The sequence below is a fragment of the Streptomyces sp. NPDC059373 genome, from assembly GCF_042751495.1.
Classification (GTDB): Bacteria; Actinomycetota; Actinomycetes; order Streptomycetales; family Streptomycetaceae; genus Actinacidiphila.
In genome coordinates this window covers 176,546-200,915 of record NZ_JBHYXC010000001.1, presented here as the reverse complement: position 1 = coordinate 200,915, position 24,370 = coordinate 176,546, and the positions used below count along the sequence as shown (strand labels likewise).

At 71.1% G+C, this 24,370-nt stretch carries 24 protein-coding genes; 9 read left to right on the top strand and 15 right to left on the bottom strand.

Translation table 11 applies throughout. From position 1 onward, the window contains the following. Positions 1-10 precede the first annotated feature (10 nt). From ACFXJ5_RS00935 to ACFXJ5_RS00925, 3 genes are read left to right on the top strand one after another with little or no spacing between them, the layout of a single operon-like run. Positions 11-1,573 carry a circularly permuted type 2 ATP-grasp protein gene (locus tag ACFXJ5_RS00935; RefSeq protein WP_384625021.1) on the top strand — a complete coding sequence of 521 codons (1,563 nt, stop codon included), beginning with the start codon at positions 11-13 and terminating at the stop codon, positions 1,571-1,573. Positions 1,574-1,608: 35 nt separating this feature from the next. Continuing rightward, complete coding sequence (locus tag ACFXJ5_RS00930; RefSeq protein WP_384625018.1) at positions 1,609-2,544, top strand: alpha-E domain-containing protein; 936 nt, start codon at positions 1,609-1,611, stop codon at positions 2,542-2,544. Between the two features lie 5 nt (positions 2,545-2,549). Beyond that, the gene (locus ACFXJ5_RS00925; protein ID WP_384626498.1) at positions 2,550-3,392 is read left to right on the top strand and encodes a transglutaminase N-terminal domain-containing protein; all 843 of its coding nucleotides are present in this window, start codon (positions 2,550-2,552) and stop codon (positions 3,390-3,392) included. Between the two features lie 73 nt (positions 3,393-3,465). Here the strand turns inward: ACFXJ5_RS00925 and ACFXJ5_RS00920 are convergent, their stop codons facing one another. The 9 genes from ACFXJ5_RS00920 to ACFXJ5_RS00880 form a co-directional block, all read right to left on the bottom strand. After that, positions 3,466-3,879 carry a hypothetical protein gene (locus tag ACFXJ5_RS00920; protein ID WP_384625015.1) on the bottom strand — a complete coding sequence of 138 codons (414 nt, stop codon included), beginning with the start codon at positions 3,877-3,879 and terminating at the stop codon, positions 3,466-3,468. Between the two features lie 147 nt (positions 3,880-4,026). After that, entirely contained in the window at positions 4,027-5,475 is a 1,449-nt protein-coding gene (locus ACFXJ5_RS00915; protein ID WP_384625012.1) for a catalase, read from the bottom strand. 188 nt (positions 5,476-5,663) lie between these two features. Further along, the gene (locus ACFXJ5_RS00910; RefSeq protein WP_384625009.1) at positions 5,664-6,407 is read right to left on the bottom strand and encodes a hypothetical protein; all 744 of its coding nucleotides are present in this window, start codon (positions 6,405-6,407) and stop codon (positions 5,664-5,666) included. Next, positions 6,404-7,759, bottom strand: a complete 1,356-nt coding sequence (locus tag ACFXJ5_RS00905; protein WP_384625007.1) for an AAA family ATPase — start codon at positions 7,757-7,759, stop codon at positions 6,404-6,406. The genes ACFXJ5_RS00910 and ACFXJ5_RS00905 overlap by 4 nt, the downstream gene beginning before the upstream one ends. 69 nt (positions 7,760-7,828) lie before the next feature. Next, the gene (locus ACFXJ5_RS00900; protein WP_384625005.1) at positions 7,829-9,991 is read right to left on the bottom strand and encodes a SpoIIE family protein phosphatase; all 2,163 of its coding nucleotides are present in this window, start codon (positions 9,989-9,991) and stop codon (positions 7,829-7,831) included. A 58-nt stretch (positions 9,992-10,049) separates the two neighbouring features. Further along, positions 10,050-10,721, bottom strand: a complete 672-nt coding sequence (locus tag ACFXJ5_RS00895; RefSeq protein WP_384625002.1) for a class I SAM-dependent DNA methyltransferase — start codon at positions 10,719-10,721, stop codon at positions 10,050-10,052. 149 nt (positions 10,722-10,870) lie between these two features. Beyond that, complete coding sequence (fomD, locus tag ACFXJ5_RS00890; protein WP_384625000.1) at positions 10,871-11,551, bottom strand: cytidylyl-2-hydroxypropylphosphonate hydrolase; 681 nt, start codon at positions 11,549-11,551, stop codon at positions 10,871-10,873. A gap of 67 nt (positions 11,552-11,618) precedes the next feature. Next, entirely contained in the window at positions 11,619-13,016 is a 1,398-nt protein-coding gene (locus ACFXJ5_RS00885; protein ID WP_384624998.1) for a class II fumarate hydratase, read from the bottom strand. A 243-nt stretch (positions 13,017-13,259) separates the two neighbouring features. Continuing rightward, complete coding sequence (locus ACFXJ5_RS00880; protein ID WP_384624996.1) at positions 13,260-14,921, bottom strand: fumarate hydratase; 1,662 nt, start codon at positions 14,919-14,921, stop codon at positions 13,260-13,262. Positions 14,922-15,051: 130 nt separating this feature from the next. Here ACFXJ5_RS00880 and ACFXJ5_RS00875 point away from each other — a divergent pair, with 130 nt between their 5' ends. Next, entirely contained in the window at positions 15,052-15,729 is a 678-nt protein-coding gene (locus ACFXJ5_RS00875) for a DUF1707 domain-containing protein (protein WP_384624995.1), read from the top strand. A gap of 198 nt (positions 15,730-15,927) precedes the next feature. Then, positions 15,928-16,287 carry a WhiB family transcriptional regulator gene (locus tag ACFXJ5_RS00870; protein ID WP_384626496.1) on the top strand — a complete coding sequence of 120 codons (360 nt, stop codon included), beginning with the start codon at positions 15,928-15,930 and terminating at the stop codon, positions 16,285-16,287. Positions 16,288-16,355: 68 nt separating this feature from the next. On the opposite strand, the gene glpX is transcribed toward ACFXJ5_RS00870, so the two are convergent. Further along, on the bottom strand, positions 16,356-17,396 hold the full coding sequence (glpX, locus tag ACFXJ5_RS00865) for a class II fructose-bisphosphatase (protein WP_384624992.1): 1,041 nt from the start codon (positions 17,394-17,396) through the stop codon (positions 16,356-16,358). A 139-nt stretch (positions 17,397-17,535) separates the two neighbouring features. Here glpX and ACFXJ5_RS00860 point away from each other — a divergent pair, with 139 nt between their 5' ends. After that, entirely contained in the window at positions 17,536-18,084 is a 549-nt protein-coding gene (locus ACFXJ5_RS00860) for a DUF4245 domain-containing protein (RefSeq protein ID WP_384624991.1), read from the top strand. 20 nt (positions 18,085-18,104) lie between these two features. On the opposite strand, the gene ACFXJ5_RS00855 is transcribed toward ACFXJ5_RS00860, so the two are convergent. From ACFXJ5_RS00855 to xseA, 3 genes are all read right to left on the bottom strand, one after another. Then, positions 18,105-18,698: a malonic semialdehyde reductase gene (locus tag ACFXJ5_RS00855; RefSeq protein ID WP_384624987.1), complete on the bottom strand. Its 594-nt coding sequence runs from the start codon at positions 18,696-18,698 to the stop codon at positions 18,105-18,107. A 124-nt stretch (positions 18,699-18,822) separates the two neighbouring features. Beyond that, on the bottom strand, positions 18,823-19,089 hold the full coding sequence (locus tag ACFXJ5_RS00850; RefSeq protein WP_384624984.1) for an exodeoxyribonuclease VII small subunit: 267 nt from the start codon (positions 19,087-19,089) through the stop codon (positions 18,823-18,825). A gap of 35 nt (positions 19,090-19,124) precedes the next feature. Beyond that, on the bottom strand, positions 19,125-20,333 hold the full coding sequence (gene xseA, locus ACFXJ5_RS00845; protein WP_384624981.1) for an exodeoxyribonuclease VII large subunit: 1,209 nt from the start codon (positions 20,331-20,333) through the stop codon (positions 19,125-19,127). Positions 20,334-20,419: 86 nt separating this feature from the next. Here xseA and ACFXJ5_RS00840 point away from each other — a divergent pair, with 86 nt between their 5' ends. Further along, complete coding sequence (locus ACFXJ5_RS00840; RefSeq protein ID WP_384624978.1) at positions 20,420-20,596, top strand: hypothetical protein; 177 nt, start codon at positions 20,420-20,422, stop codon at positions 20,594-20,596. 56 nt (positions 20,597-20,652) lie between these two features. Here the strand turns inward: ACFXJ5_RS00840 and ACFXJ5_RS00835 are convergent, their stop codons facing one another. Beyond that, complete coding sequence (locus ACFXJ5_RS00835) at positions 20,653-22,026, bottom strand: APC family permease (RefSeq protein WP_384624976.1); 1,374 nt, start codon at positions 22,024-22,026, stop codon at positions 20,653-20,655. Positions 22,027-22,070: 44 nt separating this feature from the next. On the opposite strand from ACFXJ5_RS00835, the gene ACFXJ5_RS00830 reads away from it, so the two are divergent. Both ACFXJ5_RS00830 and ppgK read left to right on the top strand, forming a co-directional pair. Next, complete coding sequence (locus tag ACFXJ5_RS00830) at positions 22,071-23,075, top strand: 4-hydroxy-3-methylbut-2-enyl diphosphate reductase (RefSeq protein WP_384624973.1); 1,005 nt, start codon at positions 22,071-22,073, stop codon at positions 23,073-23,075. 12 nt (positions 23,076-23,087) lie between these two features. Then, a complete protein-coding gene (gene ppgK, locus ACFXJ5_RS00825; RefSeq protein WP_384624970.1) occupies positions 23,088-23,837 on the top strand; it encodes a polyphosphate--glucose phosphotransferase in 750 nt (249 codons plus the stop codon). Here the strand turns inward: ppgK and ACFXJ5_RS00820 are convergent. Beyond that, complete coding sequence (locus tag ACFXJ5_RS00820) at positions 23,834-24,367, bottom strand: DUF6542 domain-containing protein (protein ID WP_384624967.1); 534 nt, start codon at positions 24,365-24,367, stop codon at positions 23,834-23,836. The genes ppgK and ACFXJ5_RS00820 overlap by 4 nt on opposite strands. Between the last annotated feature and the right edge of the window lie 3 nt (positions 24,368-24,370).

Here is a 24,370-nt window from a genome sequence, read left to right as displayed (position 1 = left end):
ACTTCGCTTCATGGCGGACATATTTGACGCGTATGCGTTGGCCGACGCATGGGACGAGATGTTTGAGCGGCCGGGTGTGGTCAGAACCGCCTATGAGCCGCTACTGGCTGCCCTGCAGCCCATGGACGCGGCCGAACTGCGGTTCCGGGCCGACCAGATGGCCAGGTCGTTCACCGACCGAGGGGTCACCTATGCCTTCGCGGGCGAGGAGCGGCCCTGGCCGCTCGACCTCGTGCCGCGCATCCTCGACGCCCTCGAATGGGACCTGATCCAACGCGGCGTCGCCCAGCGGGTGCGCGCCCTGGAGGCCTACCTCGCCGACGCCTACGGACAGGCCCGGGCCTTCGAGGACGGCGTCGTGCCCTGGCGGCTGCTGCTCAACTCACCCCATTTCCACCGTGCCGCGCAAGGCATAGAGCCCCCGAACGGCGTCCGGGTGCACGTCGGCGGCATCGATCTCGTACGGGACGAGGAGGGCGAGTTCCGGGTCCTGGAGGACAACGTACGCGTCCCCTCCGGCGTCAGCTACGTCATCGAGAACCGCCGCGCGATGACCCGGATGTTCCCCTCGCTCTTCGCCGAACAACCGGTCCGCCCGGTCGACGCCTACGGCCAGCGGCTGCTCGCCGCACTGCGCGCCGCCGCCCCGGCCGGGGTGACCGACCCGCAGGTCGTCGTCCTCACCCCCGGCCCGAGCAACGCGGCGTACTTCGAACATGCCCTGCTGGCCCGGCTGATGGGCGTACAGCTGGTCGAGGGCCATGACCTGGTGTGCTCGGGGAACCGGGTCTGGATGCGTACGACACGCGGCGAGATGCCCGTCCATGTCGTATACCGGCGGCTCGACGACGACTTCCTCGATCCGCTGCACTTCCGGCCGGACTCGGTGATCGGCTGCCCGGGCATTCTGAGCGCCGCGCAGGCCGGCAACGTCACCCTCGCCAACGCCGTGGGCAACGGCATCGCCGACGACAAGCTGCTCTACACGTACGTTCCCGATCTGATCCGCTACTACCTCTCCGAGGAACCGATTCTGCCCAACGTCGAGTCCTACCGGCCCGACGAACCCGGCCAGTTGGAGGCCGTCCTCGACCAGCTCGACAAGCTCGTCGTCAAGCCGGTCGACGGCGCCGGCGGCCAGGGCATCGTCATCGGCCCGCACGCCGACCGGCCGACCCTGGACCGGCTGCGCAAGGACGTGGCCGCCGACCCGCGCGGCTGGATCGCCCAGCGCCCGGTCGCCCTGTCCACCTCACCGACGCTGGCCCCCGGCGGGGTCTCGCCGCGCCACATCGATCTGCGGCCCTTCGCCGTCAACGACGGCAACGACGTCTGGGTGCTGCCCGGCGGCCTGACCCGGGTCGCCCTCCAGGAGGGCAACCTCATCGTCAACTCCAGCCAGGGCGGCGGCTCCAAGGACACCTGGGTGCTCGCGCAGGCCCCCGAGGTCACCGATCCCGAGCCCTCGGCGGCGACGTACGAATCCGGCACGCCCGAGGTCGCACCACGCCAGCTGGGCCCCAGCGGCCACCGCGCGGCCCTCAACGGCGAGCAAGAGGGACAGCAGCAGTGAAGAATCCCGAGCTCCTCCGAGCAGGAGGCACCGCGATGAACGACATCATCCTCTCCCGGATCGCCGAGGCCCTGACCTGGACCGGCCGCTACGTCGAGCGCGCCGACGCCACCGCCCGCATCCTCGACGCCTACCTCCACCGGCTGCTCGAGGACCCCTGGCGCGACGAGGACGCCGCCTGCCGCTCGCTCTACGCCATCCTCGGGCTCAACGCCCCCGGCGACCAGCACTGCGACATGCAGCAGGTGCTCGACAGCCTCGCCTTCGACGCCCGCAGCACCGGATCCATCGAGGGCGCGCTCGGCGCCGCCCGCCTCAACGCGCGCAGCGCCCGCGAGGCGGTCTCCTCCGAGATGTGGGAGTGCCTCAACTCCACCTGGCACGCCCTCGGCGAACAGCGCACCGCCGCCCGCAGGACCGGTCCGTACGCCTATCTCGCACTCGTACGCCGCCGGGCCGCGCTCTTCTTCGGCCTCACCGACTCCACCATGAGCCGCGACGACAGCTGGCGCTTCGTCGTCCTCGGCCGCAGCCTGGAGCGGGTCGACATGACGGTGCGGCTGCTCTCGGTACGCGTCCTGGACGCCGCCCACGCCCCCGACTGGCCGACCCTGCTCAGCGCCAGCGGCGCGGACGAGGCCTTCGCCCGGGTCTACGGCGGCTTCGGCGACACCTCCCGGGTGGCCGAGTTCCTGCTCCTGGACCGCGACTTCCCACGCTCCGCCCTGCACGCGCTGACCACGGCGGAGGAATGCCTCGCCGCGCTCGGCAACCCACGGCACGACGCCGCCCGCCAGCCGATCGGGCGGATGCGCACGCGCTTGGAATACCTGGAGACGGGCACCCTGGAGGAGGCCCTGCCACGGCTGCTGGGCGATCTGCAGAAGGCCTGCATGGCCTCGGCCGAGGCCGTGGCGGAACGGTTCTTCCCGTATCAAGGCGCCATCGAGTGGGCGCAGGAAGGGGCGTGACGACTGTGGGACGCAGACTGCGCATCCGGCACGAGACGCGCGTCGCTTACGCGGAAGCGGCGATCTCCTCGCACAACGAAGTACGCATGACCCCGCTCACCCTGCCGCACCAGACCACCCTCGACGCGCGGGTCACCGTCAGCCCGGCCACCGCCACCTGGTCCTACTGGGACTACTGGGGCACCCAGGTCACCGGCTTCGACCTCATGGACCCGCACGCCGACCTCGCCATCACCGCCGTCTCCCTGGTCGAGACCCTGCCGCCCGCGCCCCTGGCCGAACCGGCCGGCTGGACCGGGATCGCCGAACGCGCCGCCACGACCCGGCTGCTCGAGCACTCCTCGCCCACGGCCCGTACGACCGTCGCCCCCGACCTCGTCGACGCGGCCCATGAGACCGCGCTCGGACTCGACCCGCACGAAGCGGCCGTCTCCGTCGCCGAGATGGTCGCCGACCGCGTCGCCTACGTCCCCGGCGCCACGGGCGTCCTCACCACCGCACAGGAAGCCTGGGAGCAGGGCGCCGGCGTCTGCCAGGACATCGCCCACCTCACCGCCGGACTGCTCCGGGGGATCGGCCTCCCCACCCGCTACGTCTCCGGCTACCTCCACCCCGACCGCGACGCCGACCTCCACCGGCCCGTCGCCGGCCAGAGCCACGCCTGGATCGAATACTGGGCCGGTGACTGGTTCGGCTACGACCCCACGAACCGCGTCCGCGCCGACGAGTCCCACGTCGTGGTCGGACGCGGCCGTGATTATGGCGACGTCACGCCCCACAAGGGCATTTACAGAGGCGCGGCCTCCGGCCCGCCTGAGGTCACGGTGGAGTTCACGCGCCTGGCGTAGCCGCCGGGTTGTTCTCGCTGGGGCTTCGCCCCCGGACCCCAGCGGGTTGTGCCGGCCCGCGCCGGGTCGCCTGCTAGCCGGGGACGCCGGCGATCTCGTCGGTGATCCTGACCAGACCCTTGGCGGGCTGGTAGGCCAGGGCTGCCCGGTAGCCGCCGTGTCCGCATTCGTTGTCGTTCGGCCGCTGCGCGCGGAGGGTGACCGAGGTGCGCTCGTCCACGGTCGGCTTGGTGCTGCCCTTGGGGGTGGCGGTGAAGTGTACGGAGACCTTCTGGGCCCCCGTCACCTGGTGCAGGTAGACCTGCAGGTAGGCCGGCCCTGTCGTGGAGTCGCTGCTGCCGAGCGCGTCGCAGACCGCTCCTACGCAGACGCGGTACGCGGTGCCGGCCACCGTGTCCACGCGTACGGACACGCCCGAGGCCAGGATGTCCGGGCAGACCACCGTGTTGGGGCGCAGTCCGCATCCGGCCAGCGCGAGCAGTGGCACGGCCGCCCCCACCCTTGCCCACAGGTATCCATGCATGCCCATGTGATGCGTAGGGCGGCGAATCGGTTCCGTACGCGAACGCGATGCAGCCCCGGGGCACGGGCAGGGCACGTGCCTCGGGGCTGCCGTCAAGGGGAGACCGACCGCTCAGCCGCCGTTGACGTTCGCGGCGATGCGGTCGCCGACGACCTTGTCGATGTTGCGCCAGTACTGCAGGGCGCGTTCGACGACGGGGGCGGTGACGCCGTTCTTGAGGTGCCCGGAGACGTTGGTGACCAGGCGGTCGCGGGCGGCATCGTCGAGGACCTGGCGGACCTGGGTGCCGGCCTGGCCCCAGTCGTCGTCCTCGCGGTGCAGCTTGTAGGCCTCGCGGACCATGGCGCCCGCCGTCTCCCAGCCCGCCGGTTCGCCGAAGCGGGTCAGGTCGGCTTCCGGACCGCCGTACGAGTTCGGCGCGTACACCGCACCCGTGCGGGAGGGCTCGAAGCGCATGGGCCCGTCCTTGGCGTAGGAGTGGACCGGGGCGTGCGGCCGGTTGGGCGGCAGCTGCGCGTAGTTGGGTCCGATCCGGTAGCGGTGGGTGTCGGCGTACGAGAAGAGCCGGCCGAGCAGCATCTTGTCGGGCGAGGGACCGATGCCCGGGATCATGTTGCTGGGCTCGAAGGCGGCCTGCTCGATGTGGATGAAGTAGTCCTCGGGGTTCTTGTCGAGGGTCATCCGGCCCACGTCGATCAGCGGGTAGTCGCTGTGCGGCCACACCTTGGTGAGATCGAAGGGGTTGAAGCGGTAGTCCGGCGCGTCCTCGAAGGGCATGACCTGCACCTTCAGGGACCAGGAGGGGTACTCGCCCTGCTTGATGGACTGGAACAGGTCGCGGCGGTGCAGGTCGGTGTCCTCGCCGGCGAGGCGGTCGCCCTCCTCCTGGGTGAGGAAGTAGATCCCCTGGTCGGTCTTGAAGTGGTACTTGACCCAGAACTTCTCGCCGGCGCCGTTGATCCACATGTACGTGTGCGAGCCGTAGCCGTTCATGTGGCGGTAGGTGGCCGGAATGCCCCGGTCGCCCATCAGCCACGTCACCATGTGCGCGGATTCCGGGGACAGCGTCCAGAAGTCCCACTGCATGTTGTTGTCGCGCAGCCCACTGTCCGGGCGGCGCTTCTGCGAGCGGATGAAGTCCTGGAACTTGATCGGGTCGCGTACGAAGAAGATCGGCGTGTTGTTGCCGACCAGGTCGTAGTTGCCGATCTCGGTGTAGAACTTCAGCGCGAAGCCACGCGGGTCCCGCCAGGTGTCGGGGCTGCCCTGCTCGCCGGCCACCGTCGAGAAGCGGGCCAGCATCTGGGTCCGCTTGCCGGGCTGGAAGAGGTCCGCCTTGGTGAACTGGCTTACGTCGTTGGTCACTTCGAAGACGCCGTACGCGCCCGCGCCCTTGGCGTGCACTACTCGCTCGGGGACCCGTTCACGATTGAACTGGGCCATCTTCTCGATGAGGTAGTGGTCCTGGAGCAGGATCGGGCCGTCCGAACCCACCGTGAGCGAATGGGCATCGCTCTCCACCGGGACTCCGGCGTTGTTGGTGGTGTAAGGGGTGCTCATATGAGTCTGTCCTCCCGTCGATTCTTTGAAGAGTCCGTCGGGGGCTCCGGGGTCGTGGTGCCGGACTGTCCGACCGTCCGTCACGACCTACACAAACACTGAATCACTGGCGCGGCACGCGGGGCAATGGCTCACGCGGCTTGGATTGGACAAAGTCCAAGGAAAGATTCAGTACGAACACGCAGGGCTCACGGGTGGATACCGACCGGAATGACCCGGTGTGTCCTGCGCCATTCCGCCAGGGCGGCGGCGGTTTTCACCCCGAGGACGGCCACCTCCGCGGACGGCGGCAGAGCCGACCGTTCCAGACAACGCAGCACGTCCGCGAAGGGCGTGAGCCGCAGCGCCCGCGCGATCTCCGCCGCGCCCGCCGTGTCACCGCTGCCCAGCAGCGCGTGCCAGTCGTGCAGCGCCGAGCGGCATACGACGAACGCTGTCTGCCGCCCGATCACCAGGTCCTTCCGGTTGAGGCCGAAGACCCTGATGGTCTGTACGCCCTTGGGCGTAAGCGCTTCGTACTGGCCGGACGCGGGCAGCAGGAGCAGGTGATCGGCCGGATCCTCGGTGCTCGGGTCCACCAGCAGGCAGTTCCCGGCCTCGTCGCAGGGGTACTCGTCCCGCTTGTGGTTGCTGTTGCAGCTGGAGCAGGCCAGCAGGTGGTTCGGCCAGTCGAAGGCGCGCAGCGGGGCGACCGCGATCGGCTGGAAATGGTCGATGTCCGTGCCGAGGTTGTCGAGGCAGTACATGCACCGCTCGGCCCCGTGGGCCATGCCGCGCAGCAGGTCGCGTATGTGCCTCTTGGGTGTGGCGGCCTTGCGCCACTCCTCGCGGGCCGCCCGGGTGGTCGCGCCCGCGCTCCTGACGGCATCCGTACGCCGGCCGAGGAGCGTCTGCGTGTTCTGCGGCGCCGCCGCCCGTCGCACCGGGATCAACGGCCGCCGTCACCGCCGCTCAGCCGCGCCGCCACCTCGGTCACCCGGGTCTCCAGCGAACTGGTCAGCCGCCCGGCCAGCTCCCGGTACTCCAGGGTCTCCGCCTCGTCGGCCCGCCCCGCGACGGTCTTGCGCTCCAGCTCCACCAGGCGTCGCCGCTGCCGCTCGGCACGGGGCGAGTACGGGGTCTCCAGCCCGAACAGCTCCGACAGCGCGGCGTCGTCCCCGCTGCCGTACACGACGCGGTGGTACAGGTCCTCGTCCACGACCTCGGGGGCACGGTCCTCGTCGGGACCGGGCATCCGGATCAGGCCGCCGGGGTCGGCGGCCTGGCAGATGTACGGGCTGTGGCTGGTGACGATGAACTGGATCTTCGGGAAGTGCTGCCGCAGCCAGTCACCGATGCGGCGCTGCCAGGTGACGTGCAGGTGCGCGTCGATCTCGTCGATCAGCACCACTCCGGGCGCCGTGATCTCCACCCGGCCCTGAGCGGTGATCGCGGGCAACTCGCCGTACGCCGCCTGGATCTGACGTACGACATCGAGCACCAGGGCGGCCACCGTGCGGTAGCCGTCGCTCATCTCGCGCAGCGGGAAGGACCGCATGCGGGGCCCGCGGCGCACCCACAGCCCGTTCGAGTCCACCTTGGCGACGCGGTAACCGTCCGGCAGCAGTCCGTCGGACAGGAGCGCGGTGACCGTCCGCAGCGTGGCCGCCGCCCCGGCGCGCCGTTCCAGCCGGCGCAGATGCAGATCGACCAGCCAGGACACGCCCTCCGCGAGGGAGGCGTCCTCATGGAAGAGCGTCGCCATCCGCCCCACCGGGCCCGGGGCGAGCATCAGCCGCTGCGCCTCACCCGAGCCGCCGACCAGTCGCCGGAAAGGCCCGTACCCGGCGCAGAACCAGCCCTGCGGATTCCCGGCCCAGGGCCCGCGCTCGGGGCTCTGGTAGCCGTACTGCGCGTCGTACGGCTCCATGGACGGCCGCAGCGGTTCCGCCCGCTCCGCCTTGGAACGTACCGGCAGGGTCCACTCCAGGCCCAGCACGACGCTGCCCTTGGGCGCCCGGCCGCGCCCGAAGAGGGTGTCGTAGGAGGGGTCGCGGGTGACCTCGGCGTGCGCCCACCCGCTCCGGGTCCCGGCGGTGACCCAGCCACTGAAGTCCGGCACCAGGTTCCGCGCCACGGAGGGTCCGCTCAGCGCCAGGGCAAGGGCCTGGAGCAGCGTCGTCTTGCCCGAGCCGTTGCGGCCGGCGAGCACGGTCCAGCCGCCCCCGGTGGGGAGCGGGAGGTCCACCGTGCGCACGCCCGCGAAGCCCTTGATGCCCGACAGGCCGACCCTTGCGACGTACACCCCTGCTACACCCGTGCCTCTCCCGTTGCCGATGCCGCGCTCAGCCTCTCACGGGCCGCTCGGCCGACCTCAGCGGTCGGGACCGCCGGGTATGCCCATCTCGAACCAGACGACCTTGCCCGCGCTCAGCCGCGTCGCCCCCCATCGTTGGGCCATCCGGCTGACCAGGTACAGGCCGCGGCCGCCCTCGTCCTGGGGCTGGGCGTGCCGCATCCGGGGCAGGGTGGGCGCGTCGTCGCCGACCTCGCAGCGCAGCACGTCGGTACGCAACAGGCGCAGGGTGATCGGGCGCTCCGCGTACCGCACGGCGTTCGTGACGATCTCGCTGACCAGCAGCTCGGTCGCCTCGGTCAGCGGCTCCAGGTCCCAGCGGCGCAGCGCCTGCCGGACCAGCCGGCGGGCCCGCCCGGCGGTCTGGGGGCGGGGCTCCAGGAACCAGTACGCGACGTCGCGCGGCGCGATGCCGTCGAAGCGCGCGGCGAGCAGAGCTATGTCGTCGTCACGGTCGCCGGGGCCCAGTATCTCCAGGACCTCGTCGCACAGCGGCTCCAGCGGCGGCGGGGAGACGATCTGCGAGGCGGCGTGCAGCCGTTCGCGGAGCATCTCGATGCCGCCCCAGACGTCGCGGGTCCGCGACTCGACCAGGCCGTCGGTGTAGAGCAGCAGCGTCGCCCCGGCCGGGGCGGGCAGCTCGACGGCCTCGAAGGGCACGCCGCCGACGCCGATCGGGGCGCCGGGCGGGACACGCAGCACCTCGGCGAGGCCGTTGGCGTGCAGCAGGACCGGCGGCGGGTGGCCGGCGTTGGCGATGGTGACGCGGTGCGCGATGGGGTCGTAGACCGCGTAGATGCAGGTGGCCATCCGGTCCTGGCCGAGCCGCTGGGCCTGCTCGTCCAGGTGGTAGAGCACTTCCTGCGGGGCCAGGTCGAGGCCGGCCAGGGTCTGGACGGTGGTACGGAGCTGGCCCATGATCGCGGCCGACGTCATGGAGTGGCCCATGACGTCGCCGACCACCAGCGCGACCCGGCTGCCGGGCAGCGGGATGGCGTCGTACCAGTCGCCGCCGACCCGGGCCGACTCGGCGGCGGGCAGGTAGCGGCTGGCCAGGCGTACGCCGGTGGGCTGGGGGAGCGAGTCGGGCAGCATCTCGCGCTGCAGGGAGTCGGCGATGTACGCCTCGCGGTCGTACAGCACCGCCTTGTCGACGCCGAGCGCGGTGTGCGTGGCCAACTGGGCGACGACCAGCAGGTCGTCCGGCTCGAAGGCGGGCCGTTCGGGGCGGCGCAGCAGCACGGCCGCGCCGATCACCCGGCGGCGGCCTCGCAGCGGCGCCAGGATCGCGCGCCGGCCGTTCGGCAGGAGTAAACCGCCGGGCCGGGGACCGACGGAGGTGGCGTCCGGGTAGCCGCCCACCAACTCGTTGAGGGCGGCGGTGGCCTGCGGCGACTCCGAGAACACCGGCCGCACCCCGCGCAGCACTTCGGCCAGCGGCCCGTCCGTGGGGACGTCGATGTAGTCGGCGGCAGCCCCGTACGCGCCCTCGGTGGACGGCACCACGGGCAGCAGCGCACCGGTCTCGGGGGACTGCTCGACGCTCTCGTCCGGGGACCGGTCGGTGCGGCGCAGCCGCAGCACCAGCGGCCCGGAGGGGCGTTCGTCGCCCACCGGCAGCGGGTCGCGCAGATAGACCAGGATCGCGTCGGCGAAGGCCGGCACCACCGACCTGCACAGGCCGAGCAGGATCTCGTCCAGGTCGATACCCCGGGCGATACGCCGGGTCGCCGCGCCGACATAGCGCAGCCGTTCGGCCTCAACGCCGGGCCGCGCGGCCGGATTCGGGCTGGTCGGCCCGCGCCCCGGGGCGCCGGACTGGGTGCCGAGGGCCTTGAGTGCCTGGACGCCGCTGGACTCGTCGTCCGCGGGGTGCCCGGCGGCGACCTGTGCGGCCGACAGGTCGCGGGCCGCCCCCCGGGTGCCGTGCGGCGGCGTGTTGGGCAGCGAGGGGTCCGCCGTGGCGGCGGCCACCCGTGCCGCCTGCTTGCGGTCCCGGGCGCCCTTGCGCTTCGTACGGGCGGTCGGGACGGCGGACGCGGCGGCGAAGCCGCTGCGGGGATCCGGGGCGGTCCCGGCGCCGTTGCCGTCCGCCACGGGAGCGGGCGGGGTTGCGGCAGGGCGTGCGGCACTCGCCGCTGTCGCTGCAGCGGCCTGCTGGGTCGTGCGCTCCGTGCTCACGCTGGTCGTTCCATCCGGTCGGGTGCGTCACGTGCGGGGGCGTGACGGGGCAGCCGCGTCAGGCGCGTCGTCGGCAGTGCAGAAAGAGCTGCTCCTCCGGCGGCGCGTCGAACGCCGCCGGCGAGTACGGATACGAGTCCTCCTTCAGCACGTCAAATCCCGCGTCCTCCACCACCTGACGCAAATCATCCCGTAGATAACCCGATACCCGGACAGTGTTACCAAGGAACGGCATCTCGAAGTCATCCACGTCTGCTTCGACCATCCCCAAGGTGAACCACCCGCCGGGGACCAGCAGATCACGCACGATCGCCAGCGCCCGGGGGATCTCGGCCCGTGGCAGCATCAGCAGCGAGAAGAAGGCGGAGACGCCCTCGAAGCGGCGGAGCCGGTCGGAGCGGTCGAGCCGGCCGACGTCGATGATGTCGGCACGGTGGAACGTGGCCTCCGGCACGGACTCACGGGCCAGCGCGAGCATGCCGGCCGACAGGTCGATGCCGGTCACCTCCAGCCCCGCGTCCACGAGTTGGCGGCAGGTCGGCAGTCCCGTGCCGCAGCCGATGTCGAGCACCCGCGCGCCGATGGGCAGCGATTCGGCGAGCCATCCACCCGCCGCGAGCTGCCCCTCCTTGTCGGGAAACGCCTCGTCGTAGCGGCTGCCTATCGCGTCGAACGCCTCGGCCTGGCCGGTACGGTGGAGCTGTATGTCGCCATAAACTCCGACTCCCACAGCCTGGGCCTCCTGTGACCTGACATAGACCTTGCCTCGACGGCTCGATGACGTGGCGTCAAACCCTAGTGTGGATCGGCAAATTGCGCAGTCTTGCGGAAGACGATCCTACGTTTGATGTACGGGGGCGCATCAAGGGGCTCACGCGGTCACATTGCCGGACGGTCCCAGTCCACCGGAAGGGCCGGTACCGGCCACGCCGGATTAGGACGCCAGTTCTCCCATCCGTCACGAAACGGCCGCTCCCACGCCCGGATCGCCCCGACCGCCCGCTGACCGGCCTCCCGGACCCGTTCCGCGGTCGCCACGGGCATCACTCCCACCGCCTGGGCCTGCGCAAACTCGTCCTCGTCCAGCCAGCGCCAACTCCGGTCGGGAGAAACGGAGATGTCCAAGAAGTGGTCCTCCGAATCGATCCCGCCCGCCCACCGCCGCCGGGGCTCCTCAAGATTCACGTACCAGTTCTTGAACCGCCAGCCCTGCTCCCAGAACAGCCACACCGACCACGGCTCCCCGGGCCGCGCCAGCTTCAGCACGCCGGCGCCCCACCACTGCTCGACGCGCGTAGTGCGCGGTTTCACATAGCGGGTCGCCAGCGGCTCGCTGTCGATCGACGAGCCGTCGGCCAGCACCGGTTTCACGCAGGGCGTACCAGGGGCCATCCACACGGCCAGCATCTCGGGATCGTCGCGTACGACCGTCACCGGCCGGCAGATGTGGAACCGGTCGGTCGCGTTGCCGCGGTAGCGCCACAGCACCTGCTCGCCCGGCGACCAGTGGCCGTGGGTGTCACCGGGCCCGTTCCCGTGGAGGAGAGTTTCGGCTGTCATGAAGAGAGCTTAAGCACCGTCTGTTACGGGCGGATCACCCGCGCGGAACCCGGGCGTGCCCGAGCGATCACGGCCGGGTCATCCGCAGCACGTCAAGCGCCTCGTCCAGTTGCCGCTCGGTCAACGCTCCACGCTCGATGTAGCCGGACTCCAGCACCACCTCGCGGATCGTCTTGCGCTCCGCGAGGGCCCGCTTGGCGACCTTCGCGGCCTCCTCGTAACCGATGTACTTGTTCAGCGGGGTCACGACGGAGGGTGACGACTCGGCGTACTCGCGGGCGCGTTCCACATTGGCCGTGATGCCGTCGACCGTACGGTCCGCGAGCAGCCGGGAGACATTGGCCAGCAGACGGATCGATTCGAGGACATTCCTGGCGATGACCGGCAGCATCACGTTCAGCTCGAAGTTGCCGGCCGCGCCCGCGGCGGCGATCGTCGCGTCGTTGCCGGTGACCTGCGCCGCCACCATCACGACCGCCTCCGGAATGACCGGATTCACCTTGCCCGGCATGATGGACGAACCCGGCTGCAGATCGGGCAGGTTGATCTCGGCCAGGCCGGTGCGGGGCCCCGAGGCCATCCACCGCAGGTCGTTGGAGATCTTCGTCAGGCCGACCGCGATCGTCCGCAACTGCCCGGAGGTCTCGACGATCCCGTCCCGTGCCCCCTGCGCCTCGAAGTGGTTCCGGGCCTCGGTCAGCGGCAGCCCGGTCGCCTGTGCCACCTCGGCGATCACCGCCGCCGAGAATCCGGGCGGGGTGTTGATACCGGTGCCCACCGCCGTACCGCCCAGCGGCAGCTCCGCGAGCCGGGGGAGGGAGGCGCTGAGCCGCTCGATGCCGTACCGGACCTGGGCGGCGTAGCCGCCGAACTCCTGGCCCAGGGTGACCGGCGTGGCGTCCATGAGGTGCGTACGCCCCGACTTGACGACCTCCGCGAACTCCTCGGCCTTGCGCTCCAGCGCGGCGGCCAGGTGCTCCAGCGCCGGGACCAGGTCGCGGGTGACGGCGGCCGTCGCGGCGATGTGGATGGAGGAGGGGAAGACGTCGTTGGAGGACTGGCTGGCGTTGACGTGGTCGTTGGGGTGGACGTCGCGGCCCAGGCGCTCCGAGGCGAGGGTCGCGATGACCTCGTTCGTGTTCATGTTCGACGAGGTGCCCGAGCCGGTCTGGAAGACGTCGATCGGGAAGTGCTCGTCCCACTTCCCCGCCACGACCTCCGCGGCCGCCTCCTGGACCGCCTCTGCCACGTCCTTGTCCAGGACCCCCAGCTCCGCGTTGACCTTCGCCGCCGCCGCCTTGATCCGGGCCAGTGCCTCGATGTGCGCCCGCTCCAGCCGCTGCCCGCTGATGGGGAAGTTCTCCACCGCACGCTGGGTCTGCGCCCGCCACTTCGCGTACGCGGGGACGCGCACCTCGCCCATCGAGTCGTGCTCGGTCCGGTATTCGCCGTTGTCTTCGCTCATACCTATGACAGTGCCCGGAAACGGCCGTGTGTTCCCGGGCACCGTCAACCGTCGTCCGTCAGGCGGACCGCACCGGGATGCTGGTGAAGGTCGGCGTGGTCGGCGCCGGGTCCTGGAAGAAGTCGTTGCCCTTGGCACTATCCCCGATGGCCGCCCTCGCATTGCTCGGCCCCAGGGGGGCCTCCCAAGCTTCGGGCGGCCGCGCCGGACTCCGTCCGTCGGCATGGCGCCGCCGGCCTCGTCCTACGCCCCCGGGCGCACCGGGATGCTGGTGAAGGTCGGCGTGGTCGGCGCCGGGTCCTGGAAGAAGTCGTTGCCCTTGTCGTCGACGACGATGAAGGCGGGGAAGTCCTCGACCTCGATGCGCCAGACGGCCTCCATGCCGAGCTCCTCGTACTCAAGGACCTCGACCTTCTTGATGCAGTCCTGGGCGAGGCGGGCGGCGGGGCCGCCGATCGAGCCGAGGTAGAAGCCGCCGTGGGCGGCGCAGGCGTCGGTGACCTGCTGGGAGCGGTTGCCCTTGGCGAGCATGACGAAGGAGCCGCCGGCGGCCTGGAACTGGTCGACGTAGGCGTCCATGCGGCCGGCGGTGGTCGGGCCGAAGGAGCCGGAGGCGAAGCCCTCGGGAGTCTTGGCGGGGCCCGCGTAGTAGACCGGGTGGTCGCGCAGGTACTGCGGCATCTCGCCGCCCGCGTCGAGCAGCTCCTTGATCTTGGCGTGCGCGATGTCGCGGGCCACGACCAGCGTGCCGGTCAGCGAGAGCCGGGTCTTGACGGGGTGCTTGGACAGCTCGGCGCGGATCTCGTCCATCGGCTGGTCGAGGTTGATCCGTACGACGTCGGCGTCGTCCAGGTGCTCGTCCGTGGTCTCCGGGAGGAAGCGCGCCGGGTCGGTCTCCAGCTGCTCCAGGAAGACGCCCTCGGCGGTGATCTTGGCGACCGCCTGGCGGTCGGCCGAGCAGGACACGGCGATCGCGACCGGCAGCGACGCGCCGTGCCGGGGGAGCCGGACGACACGCACGTCGTGGCAGAAGTACTTGCCGCCGAACTGCGCGCCGATGCCGATCTTCTGCGTCAGCTCGAAGACCTTCTCCTCCAGCTCCTTGTCGCGGAAACCGTGACCGGTCGGGGAGCCCTCGGCCGGCAGACCGTCGAGGTAGTGCGCGGAGGCGTACTTCGCGGTCTTCAGCGCGAACTCCGCCGACGTGCCGCCGACCACGATCGCCAGGTGGTACGGCGGGCAGGCGGCGGTGCCCAGCGAACGGATCTTCTCCTCCAGGAACTTCATCATGGAGGCCTCGTTCAGGACCGCCTTGGTCTCCTGGTAGAGGAAGGACTTGTTGGCGGAGCCGCCGCCCTTGGCCATGAAGAGGAACTTGTAGGCGCCGCCGTCCGTCGCGTACAGCTCGATCTGGGCGGGGAGGTTGGAACCGGTGTTCTTCTCCTCCCACATGGTCAGCGGGGCCATCTGCGAGTAGCGCAGATTGAGCTTGGTGTACGCGTCGTACACGCCCCGCGACAGTGCCTCCTCGTCGCCGCCCTCGGTCAGCACGTTCTGGCCGCGCTTGCCCATCACGATGGCGGTGCCGGTGTCCTGGCACATGGGGAGGACGCCGGCGGCGGCGATGTTGGCGTTCTTGAGCAGGTCCAGTGCCACGAAGCGGTCGTTGGGGGACGCCTCGGGGTCGTCGAGGATCCGGCGCAACTGGGCGAGGTGGGCCGGGCGCAGGTAGTGCGAGATGTCGTGCATGGCCTCGGCGGCGAGCTTGCGCAGCGCCTCCGGCTCGACCTTGAGGAAGGTGCGGCCGTCGGCCTGGAAGGTGCTGACGCCCTCGGAGGTGATGAGGCGGTAGGGCGTGGTGTCCTCGCCGAGGGGAAGCAGATCCGAATAGGCGAACTCGGGCATGGGGGGACATCCTCACTGGGCTGCGTCGACGAAGCCCGACAAGCGTAGAACGTGGCGGAGTCAACGACTGTGTGAGGTGACCCTCACTCCTACTAGTCGCGATCTATCGCGTTTGTGTACGGTAGGCGTCGTGGACGAGTCGTCGCTCCAGAAGCGAGAAACCCAGCCCGTGAAGCCGCCCGTGACACCCGTGGCCGAGGCCGAACTCCGCGCGTCGGACGCCGACCGCGACCGGATCACCGACATCCTTCGCGACGCCCTCGCCGAGGGCCGCCTCAATACGGACGAGTTCTCGGAGCGGCTCGACGGGGTCTACGCCGCCAAGACCATCGGCGAGCTGGAACCGTTCGTACGCGATCTGCCCGCAGGCCGCGCGGCCGGCCCGGCGCCGGCGCCGAGCAGGTGGGCGTCCGACGGCAGTGGCGAGAACCCGAACCTCGTCGGCATCATGGGCGGCGCCGAGCGCAAGGGCCGCTGGCGGGTCGGCCACCAGATCAACGCCGTCGCGATCATGGGCGGGATCGAGATCGACCTCACCGAGGCGACGTTCACCTCGCCCGAGCTGGTCATCAACTGCACGGCGATCATGGGCGGCATCTCGATCAAGGTCCCGGAGAACGTCACGGTCCTGGGCAGCGGCGGCGTCGGCATCATGGGCGGCTTCGACGTCAAGTCGTTCGAGTCCCCGGAGCCGGGCGCGCCCGTGATCAAGATCCAGGGCTTCGCTTTCTGGGGTGGCGTGGACGCCTCGCCGAAGCGCGGCAAGCGCCTCAAGCCGCAGCGCGCGAAGCCGGAGCTCGACGGCTGACTCGGCGCCCCACTCGACGGCTGGGGCGCAGTCCGCCCGGCGCAGCTCCGGCGCGCACCCGGGAGCGCCACCGTGCGCATGAACGCGCGCACAGCGGGTAAGGCTTGGGGACACGTCGCTCGCCGCCGCCGCGCGGTGCGACAGGCAAGGGTGAGACAACGCCGAGCCGTCGTTTAGGAGTATCCCGTGCTTCAACCGATCGAGCCCCCGGCAGTATCCGCAGCATCCAGGGGCGCGTCCGTCAATGGGAGCGAGCCACGGGATCTCGGCGGCCCATGGCATGCGGAAGCGGCCTGCCGCAGTGATGAGGCAGGCCTGTTCTTCGCACCGTCCAAGGAGCCGACCGCGGCGCGGCTCTCCCGCGAGGAGGCCGCCAAGCGCGTCTGTGCGCGCTGCCCGGTCATGCTGGAGTGCCGGGAGCACGCGCTGCTCCAGCCGGAGCCGTACGGCGTCTGGGGCGGCCTCACCGCCGCCGAGCGCCGTGTGGTGCTGGCCCGGCGCCGCCGCCGCGAGGCCGAGCTGCAGCGAACGACGACGCGGATGCCCGCAGCGGGCTGATGCTGAAGGTCCGGGGCCCCGCCGATTCGGCGGGGCCCCGGATCGTTCCACCGTTCTGTCGGGCCGTTCTAGCGGGCCCGGTCGAAGTCGATCGAGCTGTACGCACGCAGCTTCGAGAGCCGGTGCGTGGAGTCGATCTGCCGGATCGTGCCGGACTTCGAGCGCACCACCAGCGACTCGGTGGTGGCCGTCTCCGCGCGGTACCGCACGCCGCGCAGCAGTTCGCCGTCCGTGATGCCGGTGGCGACGAAGAACACGTTCTCACCGCTGACCAGGTCGTTGGTCGACAGCACCCGGTCCAGGTCGTGGCCGGCGTCCAGCGCGCGCTGCCGCTCGGCGTCGTCCTTCGGCCACAGCCTGCCCTGGATGGTGCCGCCCAGGCACTTGATCGCGCAGGCCGCGATGATGCCCTCCGGGGTGCCGCCGATGCCCATGAGCAGGTCGACGCCGGTGCCTTCCCGTACGGCCATGACGGCGCCGGCGACGTCGCCGTCGGAGATGAACTTGATCCGCGCCCCCGCCTCGCGGATCTCCTTGACGATTCCGTCGTGCCGCGGGCGGTCCAGGACCACCACGGTGACGTCCTCGGGGGAGCCGCCCTTGGCCTTGGCGACCCGGCGGATGTTGACCGCCGGCGGCGCGGTGATGTCGACATAGTCCGCGGCCTCGGGGCCGGTGACCAGCTTGTCCATGTAGAACACGGCCGACGGGTCGTACATCGTGCCGCGGTCGGCGACCGCCAGCACGGACACGGCATTGCTCATGCCCTTGGCGGTGAGCGTCGTGCCGTCGACCGGGTCAACGGCGACATCGCACTCGGCGCCCGTGCCGTCGCCGATCCGCTCGCCGTTGTAGAGCATCGGCGCTTCGTCCTTCTCGCCCTCGCCGATGACGACGACGCCGTTCATCGAGACGGTCGAGACGAGGGTCCGCATGGCCTTCACGGCGGCCCCGTCCGCGCCGTTCTTGTCACCGCGGCCGACCCAGCGGCCGGCGGCCATCGCCGCGGCCTCGGTCACCCGCACGAGTTCGAGGGCCAGGTTGCGGTCCGGGGCTTCGGGGCTCACTTCGAGCTGCGGGGGCAGATGGGCTTCGTGCTGCTCGGTCATCACAGCGCACCTTTCTGTACGAGGACGGCCGGAAAAGAGGGTGCTACGACCTTATCCGTCCCCCGTGAGAATGAGCAGGGCGCCCGTCACATGAGCGGCACGCGAGTAGCCTGCCCCGCCTGCCGGAGGAGCTCCGGCCATGGGAGACGATAGGGGCGTGGCGAATACGCGTGGTGGCAAGCAGACGGTGCGGGACCTGGTGCTCTCGATGGCGGTGATCGGCGTTGTCGTCGCCGTCATATACATCTTCATCCCGCACAGCGAGGGTGACCCGGTCAAGACCGTCAGCTACACGGTCGAGCTCGGCCAGGCCCGCCGCGACGCGCCCTTCGCCGTCGCCGCCCCCGTCGGCCTCGGCAAGCAGTGGCGCGCCACCTCGGTGACGTACGACGCCTCCGACACCAAGGCCGTCCTCTGGCACCTCGGCTTTGTCGACCCGGAGAACGAGTACGCCGCCGTCGAGCAGAGCAATGCGGATGCCGTGGCCTTCATCAAGGACAAGACCTACAGCGCCGTCCGGTCCGGCAGCCGTACGGTCGACGGCTTCACCTGGGCGCGCTACAAGGGCGACAAGTACGACGCGCTGGTCCGTGAGGAAGGCGGCGTCACGACGATGGTCACCGGCACGGCCTCGTTCGACCGGCTCGCGACACTGGCCGCCGCGCTGGAGGAGCGCGGCGGCCAGTGAGGTTGTGCTGGTGAGGCTGCTCAGACGGTCGTGACGACCTCGTCGTACGCCAGGCGCGGGCTGCGCGGGTACCAGGCGTTGTCGCCCGGCTTGCCGATGTTGACGACGGCCAGGACGGTGTGGTCGCCGTCGCCGAAGAACTCCTTGTTGATGCCCTTGGCGTCGTAGCCGGTCATCGGGCCCGCGGCCAGGCCGGCGGCACGGACGCCCACGATGAAGTAGCCGACCTGCAGCGCGGCGTTGAAGGCCGCCGACTGCTCACGCGCGGCCCGCTCAGCGAAGAAGAGGTCCTTCGCCTGGGGGAAGGCCGGGAACTGGGTCGGCAGCTCCTCGTGGAACTCGTTGTCGGCCGCCAGGATCGCCACCAGCGGGGCGGCGGCGGTCTTCGCCTGGTTGCCCTCCGCCAGGTGGCCGACCAGGCGCTCGCGACCCTCGGCCGACCGGACCAGGACGACGCGCAGCGGCTGCTGGTTGAACGCCGTCGGCGCGTACTTGACCAGGTCGTATATCGCCTGGACCTGCTCGTCTGTCACCGGCTCGTCGGTGAAGCTGTTCGCGGTCCGCGCCTCGCGGAAGAGCAGGTCCTGGGCGGCGGAGTCGAGTACGAGAGACATGTCGTATTACCTCATGGGGGGATCGCGGTATGGGTGCCCAGTTGGGCACGCGCTGACTACCGTACCCAACATACGTGAAACTTCAACCATTCCCCGGGGTGGGCGTGACCGCCCTCACAGACCCCTACTCTCCGGGCTCGTCCTCGTCCTCGTCGCCGGCCCCGGCCGCCGCCGCCCCGTCGCCATCCTCCGCGAGCGCCGCGTCGAGGCGGGCCCTGGCGCCCTCCAGCCAGCGGCGGCAGACGCGGGCCAGTTCCTCACCGCGCTCCCAGAGCGCCAGCGACTCCTCAAGGGTGGAGCCGCCCGCCTCGAGCCGCCGTACGACATCGACGAGCTCGTCCCGCGCCTGTTCGTATCCCAGCGTGTCCTGATCTGCTCCTGCTGCTGCCATGCCCTCAGCCTAGAGGCGGCCTCCGACACCGGCGGTCAGCGCGTGACGCGGACCGTGAACTCGCCCTCCGCGACCCGCGCGCGCAGCTTCTCCTCATCGGTGACCTCGTCCGCCACCCGCACGACGGTGCCGTCCTCCCGCTGGAGCACCGCGTACCCCCGCTGGAGCGTCGCCGCGGGCGACAGCGCCACGACCCGGGCCCGGGTGTGGGCCAGCTCGTCCTCGGAGCGGTCGAGGCGGTGGCGCAGGCAGCGCCGGGAGCGGTCGAGGAGGGCGCTGATCTGCTCCTCGCGCTCCTCCACCATCCGGTGCGGCCGCGCCATAGACGGCCGGCTCAGCGCGGCGGTGAGCCCGTGCTCCTCGCGGTCGAGCAGCCCGCGCATCACGCGCAGCGAGCGGTGCCGCATCTGCTCGACCCGGGCCAGCTCCTCCCCGACGTCGGGGACGACCCGCTTCGCGGCGTCCGTCGGCGTGGACGCCCGCAGGTCGGCCACCAGGTCCAGCAGCGGGGAGTCCGGCTCGTGCCCGATCGCCGACACCACCGGCGTACGGCACTCGGCCACCGCCCGCACCAGCTGCTCGTCCGAGAACGGCAGCAGGTCCTCCACACTGCCGCCGCCCCGGGCGACGATGATCACGTCGACCTCGGGATGCGCGTCGAGCCCGCGCACCGCGTCGATCACCTGAGGCACCGCGTACGCGCCCTGCACCGGCACGTTCCGCACCTCGAAGCGGACGGCGGGCCAGCGCAGCCGCGCGTTCTCCAGCACGTCGTGCTCGGCGGCGGACGCCCGCCCGCAGACCAGCCCGATGAGCTGCGGCAGAAAAGGCAGCGGCTTCTTCCGCTCGGCCGCGAAGAGCCCTTCGGCCGCCAGCCGCTTCTTCAACTGCTCCAGCCGCGCCAGCAGATCCCCGATGCCGACCGGCCGTATCTCCGTCGCCCGCAGCGACAGCTGCCCGCGCGGCGCGTACCACTCCGGCTTGGCGTGCACGACGACGCGCGCGCCCTCGCCGACCAGGTCGGAGATCTCGTCGAAGACCGAGCGGCGGCACGTCACGGTCAGCGAGAGGTCGTACGAGGGGTCGCGCAGCGTCAGGAAGACCACGCCCGCGCCGGGGCGACGGGAGAGCTGGGTGATCTGCCCCTCGACCCAGATCGCGCCCAGCCGGTCGATCCATCCCCCGATCAGCCGCGACACCTCGCCGACCGGGATCGGCGCCTCCGCCGATGTGTTCACAGCCATACGCTGAGACTAGCCGTCACCGCCGACACCGACCCGTATGCCGCACCCCGCTGTCCCTACCCCGGCGCGCCCCGCACCCTGGGACCATGCGCATCCGCCCCGACCGCGAACGCCCGCCCCGCATCGGCGGCGGCTTCCGCATCGGCCGCCGCGGCCCCGGCTGCGGCTGCTTCAGCTGTCTGCCGCTCGCCGCCGCGCTCTGCGGGGCCGCGGTGACGGCCCTGGCTCGCCGGGTTGGGGGTAGGCCGTCCGCCCCCAGCTAGACGCTGGGGGGGTGCCCCAGCGGAACGTACTCCCACAACCGGGCGGTATCCCAAGTTCACGCCTGCCCGGGGCCGCTGCGCGTCGTCGCGCCCTGGACGGCGAGGATGACGAGACCCGCGCCGAGCCAGATGAGGCCGACGAGCTGGGCGGAGCCCGACGCTTCGACGATGACGGCGACGGTGATGGCGAGGCCGAGCACCGGCACGAGCACGTGCTTCCAGGGGTTCGGCGGGGCACCGTCCGGCCTGCGGAGGGCGAACCAGCCGACCACGGACAAGTGCAGCAGCGCGAAGGCGGTGAGCGCGCCGATGTCGACGACCGAGACCAGGCGGTCCAGTCCGTCGGAGCGGTTGGCGGCCCAGACGGCGGCCACGAGGGTGATCACCGCCGCCACCAGCAGCGCCCGCCGGGGCACCCCGCTCGGCTCGCTCACCCGCGACAGGACGCGGGGCAGCCGGCGCTCGCGGGCCATGGCGAAGACCAGCCGCCCGGCGGCCGCCTGCCCGGCCAGAGCGGCGAAGGCGGCGCCGATGGCCTTGCTGGTGGCCACGAGGTCGTGCAGCCAGGTCCCGACCGCGGCGTCGACGGTGTCGTAGAAGGCAGAGCCCTGCTCGGCCGGCTTCGCGGCCAGCTCGGCGGCGGACATCGGGGCGAGCAGCGCCGCCAGATACGTCTGGGCGACGAAGAGCACGCCCGCCAGCGCCAGACAGAACAGCACCGCCCGCGCGACCTGAGCCGAGCCGCCGGTGACCTCCTCCGCGAAGGAGGCGATGGCGTCGAAGCCCAGGAAGGACAGCACCGCCACCGACACCGCGCCGAACACCGCGGCCATCGAGAAGGCCCCCTGCCCCGCCAGCGGCGAGCCCCAGCCCCGTTGGGCGCCGTCCCTGACCAGGACGACGATCGCCGAGACCATGAAGATCAGCAGCACCACGATCTCCATCGCCAGCACCAGGAAGCCCACCAGCGCGGCGGCCCGCACCCCCCACAGATTCAGGCCGGTCGTGACGACCACCGCGATCGCGGTCCATACCCAGCGGTGGACCTGCGGCACCAGCGCCTCCATCGCGATCCCGGAGAAGAGATACGCCACCGCCGGGATCAGCAGGTAGTCGAGCATCGCCATCCACCCGGCGATGAAGCCCGGCCCCTCCCCGAGCCCGGCCCGGGCGTACGCGAAGACCGAGCCCGCCTGGGGGACGACCCGCACCATCTGGGCGTAGCTGAAGGCGGTGAAGGCCATCGCGACCGTGGCCACGATGTACACCAGCGCGATGGCGCCGTGCGACTTGGCCTGCAGGGTGCCGAAGATGCCGACCGGGGCCATCGGCGCGATGAAGAGCAGGCCGTAGACGACCAGGTCACGGAAGCCGAGGCTGCGGCGGAGCCGGCCGCCGCCCTCCTCCTGGTCGGTGGCAGTGGTCGTCATGGACACCAGCTTGGATCACTGCCCCGGTTCCCGCGCCCCGTACGATGGAGGGCATGACTGCTACGACAGCCCGCCGAGTCCTCCTCGCCGCACCCCGTGGCTACTGCGCGGGCGTTGACCGTGCCGTGATCGCCGTCGAGCAGGCGCTTGAGCAGTACGGCGCGCCGGTCTACGTACGCAAGGAAATCGTCCACAACAAATACGTCGTGCGGACCCTGGAGAAGAAGGGCGCGATCTTCGTCGACGAGACGGAGGAGGTGCCCGAGGGCAACATCGTGATCTTCTCCGCCCACGGTGTGGCCCCCGAGGTCCACGACGAGGCCGCGAGCCGCAAGCTGGCGTCCATCGACGCGACCTGCCCCCTGGTGACCAAGGTCCACAAGGAGGCGCAGCGCTTCGCGTCCGAGGACTACGACATCCTCCTCATCGGCCACGAGGGTCACGAGGAGGTCATCGGCACCATGGGCGAGGCCCCGGACCGCATCCACCTGGTCGACGGCCCGGAGGACGTGGCCGGCCTGGAGGTCCGCGACGAGAAGAGGCTGGTCTGGCTGTCCCAGACCACGCTGTCCGTCGACGAGACGATGGAGACCGTCGGCAAGCTGCAGGAGCGCTTCCCCGCGCTGGTCAGCCCGCCGAGCGACGACATCTGCTACGCGACGCAGAACCGCCAGGTCGCGGTCAAGCAGATCGGCGCCGACGCCGACCTGGTGATCGTCGTCGGCTCCAAGAACTCCTCGAACTCGGTCCGCCTCGTCGAGGTCGCCCTGCAGGCCGGCGCCCGGGCCTCGTACCTGGTGGACTTCGCCGACGAGATCGACGAGGCCTGGCTGGACGGCGTCACGACCGTCGGCGTCACCTCGGGCGCCTCCGTGCCGGAGATCCTGGTCGAGGGCGTGCTGGACTGGCTGGCCGAGCGCGGCTACGGCGATGTGGAGATCGTGAAGTCGGCGGAGGAGCGGATCCAGTTCTCGCTGCCCAAGGAGCTGCGCCGGGACCTGCGCGCCGAGGCTGCCGCACTGGGTGCAGCGGAGGTTGACCCCGCGTAATAGCGTTGTCCCATGAAGGTTTTCGGTGTGGACATCGGCGGGTCGGGCATCAAGGGTGCTCCGGTGGACCTTGAGGTCGGCGACCTCACGGACGAGCGCTACAAGGTGCTGACCCCGCAACCGGCGACCCCGGAGGCCGTCGCGGACTGCGTCGGCCAGGTCGTGGAGCACTTCGGCTGGTCGGGCCCGATCGGCGCGACCTTCCCCGGTGTCGTGACCGCCGGTACGACTCGGACGGCGGCCAACGTCGACCAGCGCTGGATCGGCCTGGAGGCCCAGAAGCTGCTCAGCGACCGGGTCGGCGCCCCCGTCACGCTGCTCAACGACGCGGACGCCGCCGGCCTCGCCGAGATGGCCTTCGGCGCCGGCCGCGACCGCAAGGGCACCGTCATCATGCTCACCCTCGGCACCGGCATCGGCAGCGCGGTCTTCGTCGACGGCCGCCTGCTCCCCAACACCGAGCTCGGCCACCTGGAGCTCAACGGCCACGACGCCGAGAAGAAGGCCTCCACCAAGGCCAAGGAGGACGAGGACCTCACCTGGGAGCACTGGGCGCACCGGGTGCAGAAGTACCTCGCCCACGTGGAGATGCTCTTCTCGCCCGAACTGTTCGTCATCGGCGGCGGTGTGAGCCGTAAGGCGTCCAAGTTCCTGCCCCTGATCCAGGGCGTCCGCGCCGAGATCGTCCCCGCCGCGCTGCAGAACAACGCCGGCATCGTCGGCGCCGCCATGGCCGCTGCCGCCGCGGTGGCCCAGGCCTAGGCCTGGGCTGCCCGGTCCGGACGGCGCCGCGCCTTCCGTACGTCGGCCACCTTCCGTACGCCCGCGATGGCCGCCGCCAGCAGCGTCCCCGTGTACAGCCAGCCCGTCAGCAGTGCCAGTGCCGTCACCGCGCCCATCGCGTGCCCGGCGACGCCGCCGGTTCCGCTGTCGGCGGTGACGGCGACGGCCACCGTGAAGGCGATCGGCGCGCTGATCGGGGCCGCCGACAGTTCGTAGGGGCGTACCAGGAGCGCCGCCGCGACGCATGCGAGCACGAACACCACCCCGAAGAACACCCCCGGCTCCCCGAAGACCAGCGCGTCCAGCGCCGCGCTGCCCAGCGCGACCGCCGTCAGGCCGAGCCCGGTCCCCAGCGCGGTCAGCCGGGGCTCCAGCCGGCGTGGGCCGCGCGGCCCACGCAAACGGGTCAGCCGCGCCGCCGGGGGGCGCGGCGTGCGGCGGGTTGCGGCTGCGGTGTCGCGGGGATGCGGCAGCCGGCCGGCGTTCGTGTGCGTGCTGTGATGCTCCACGTA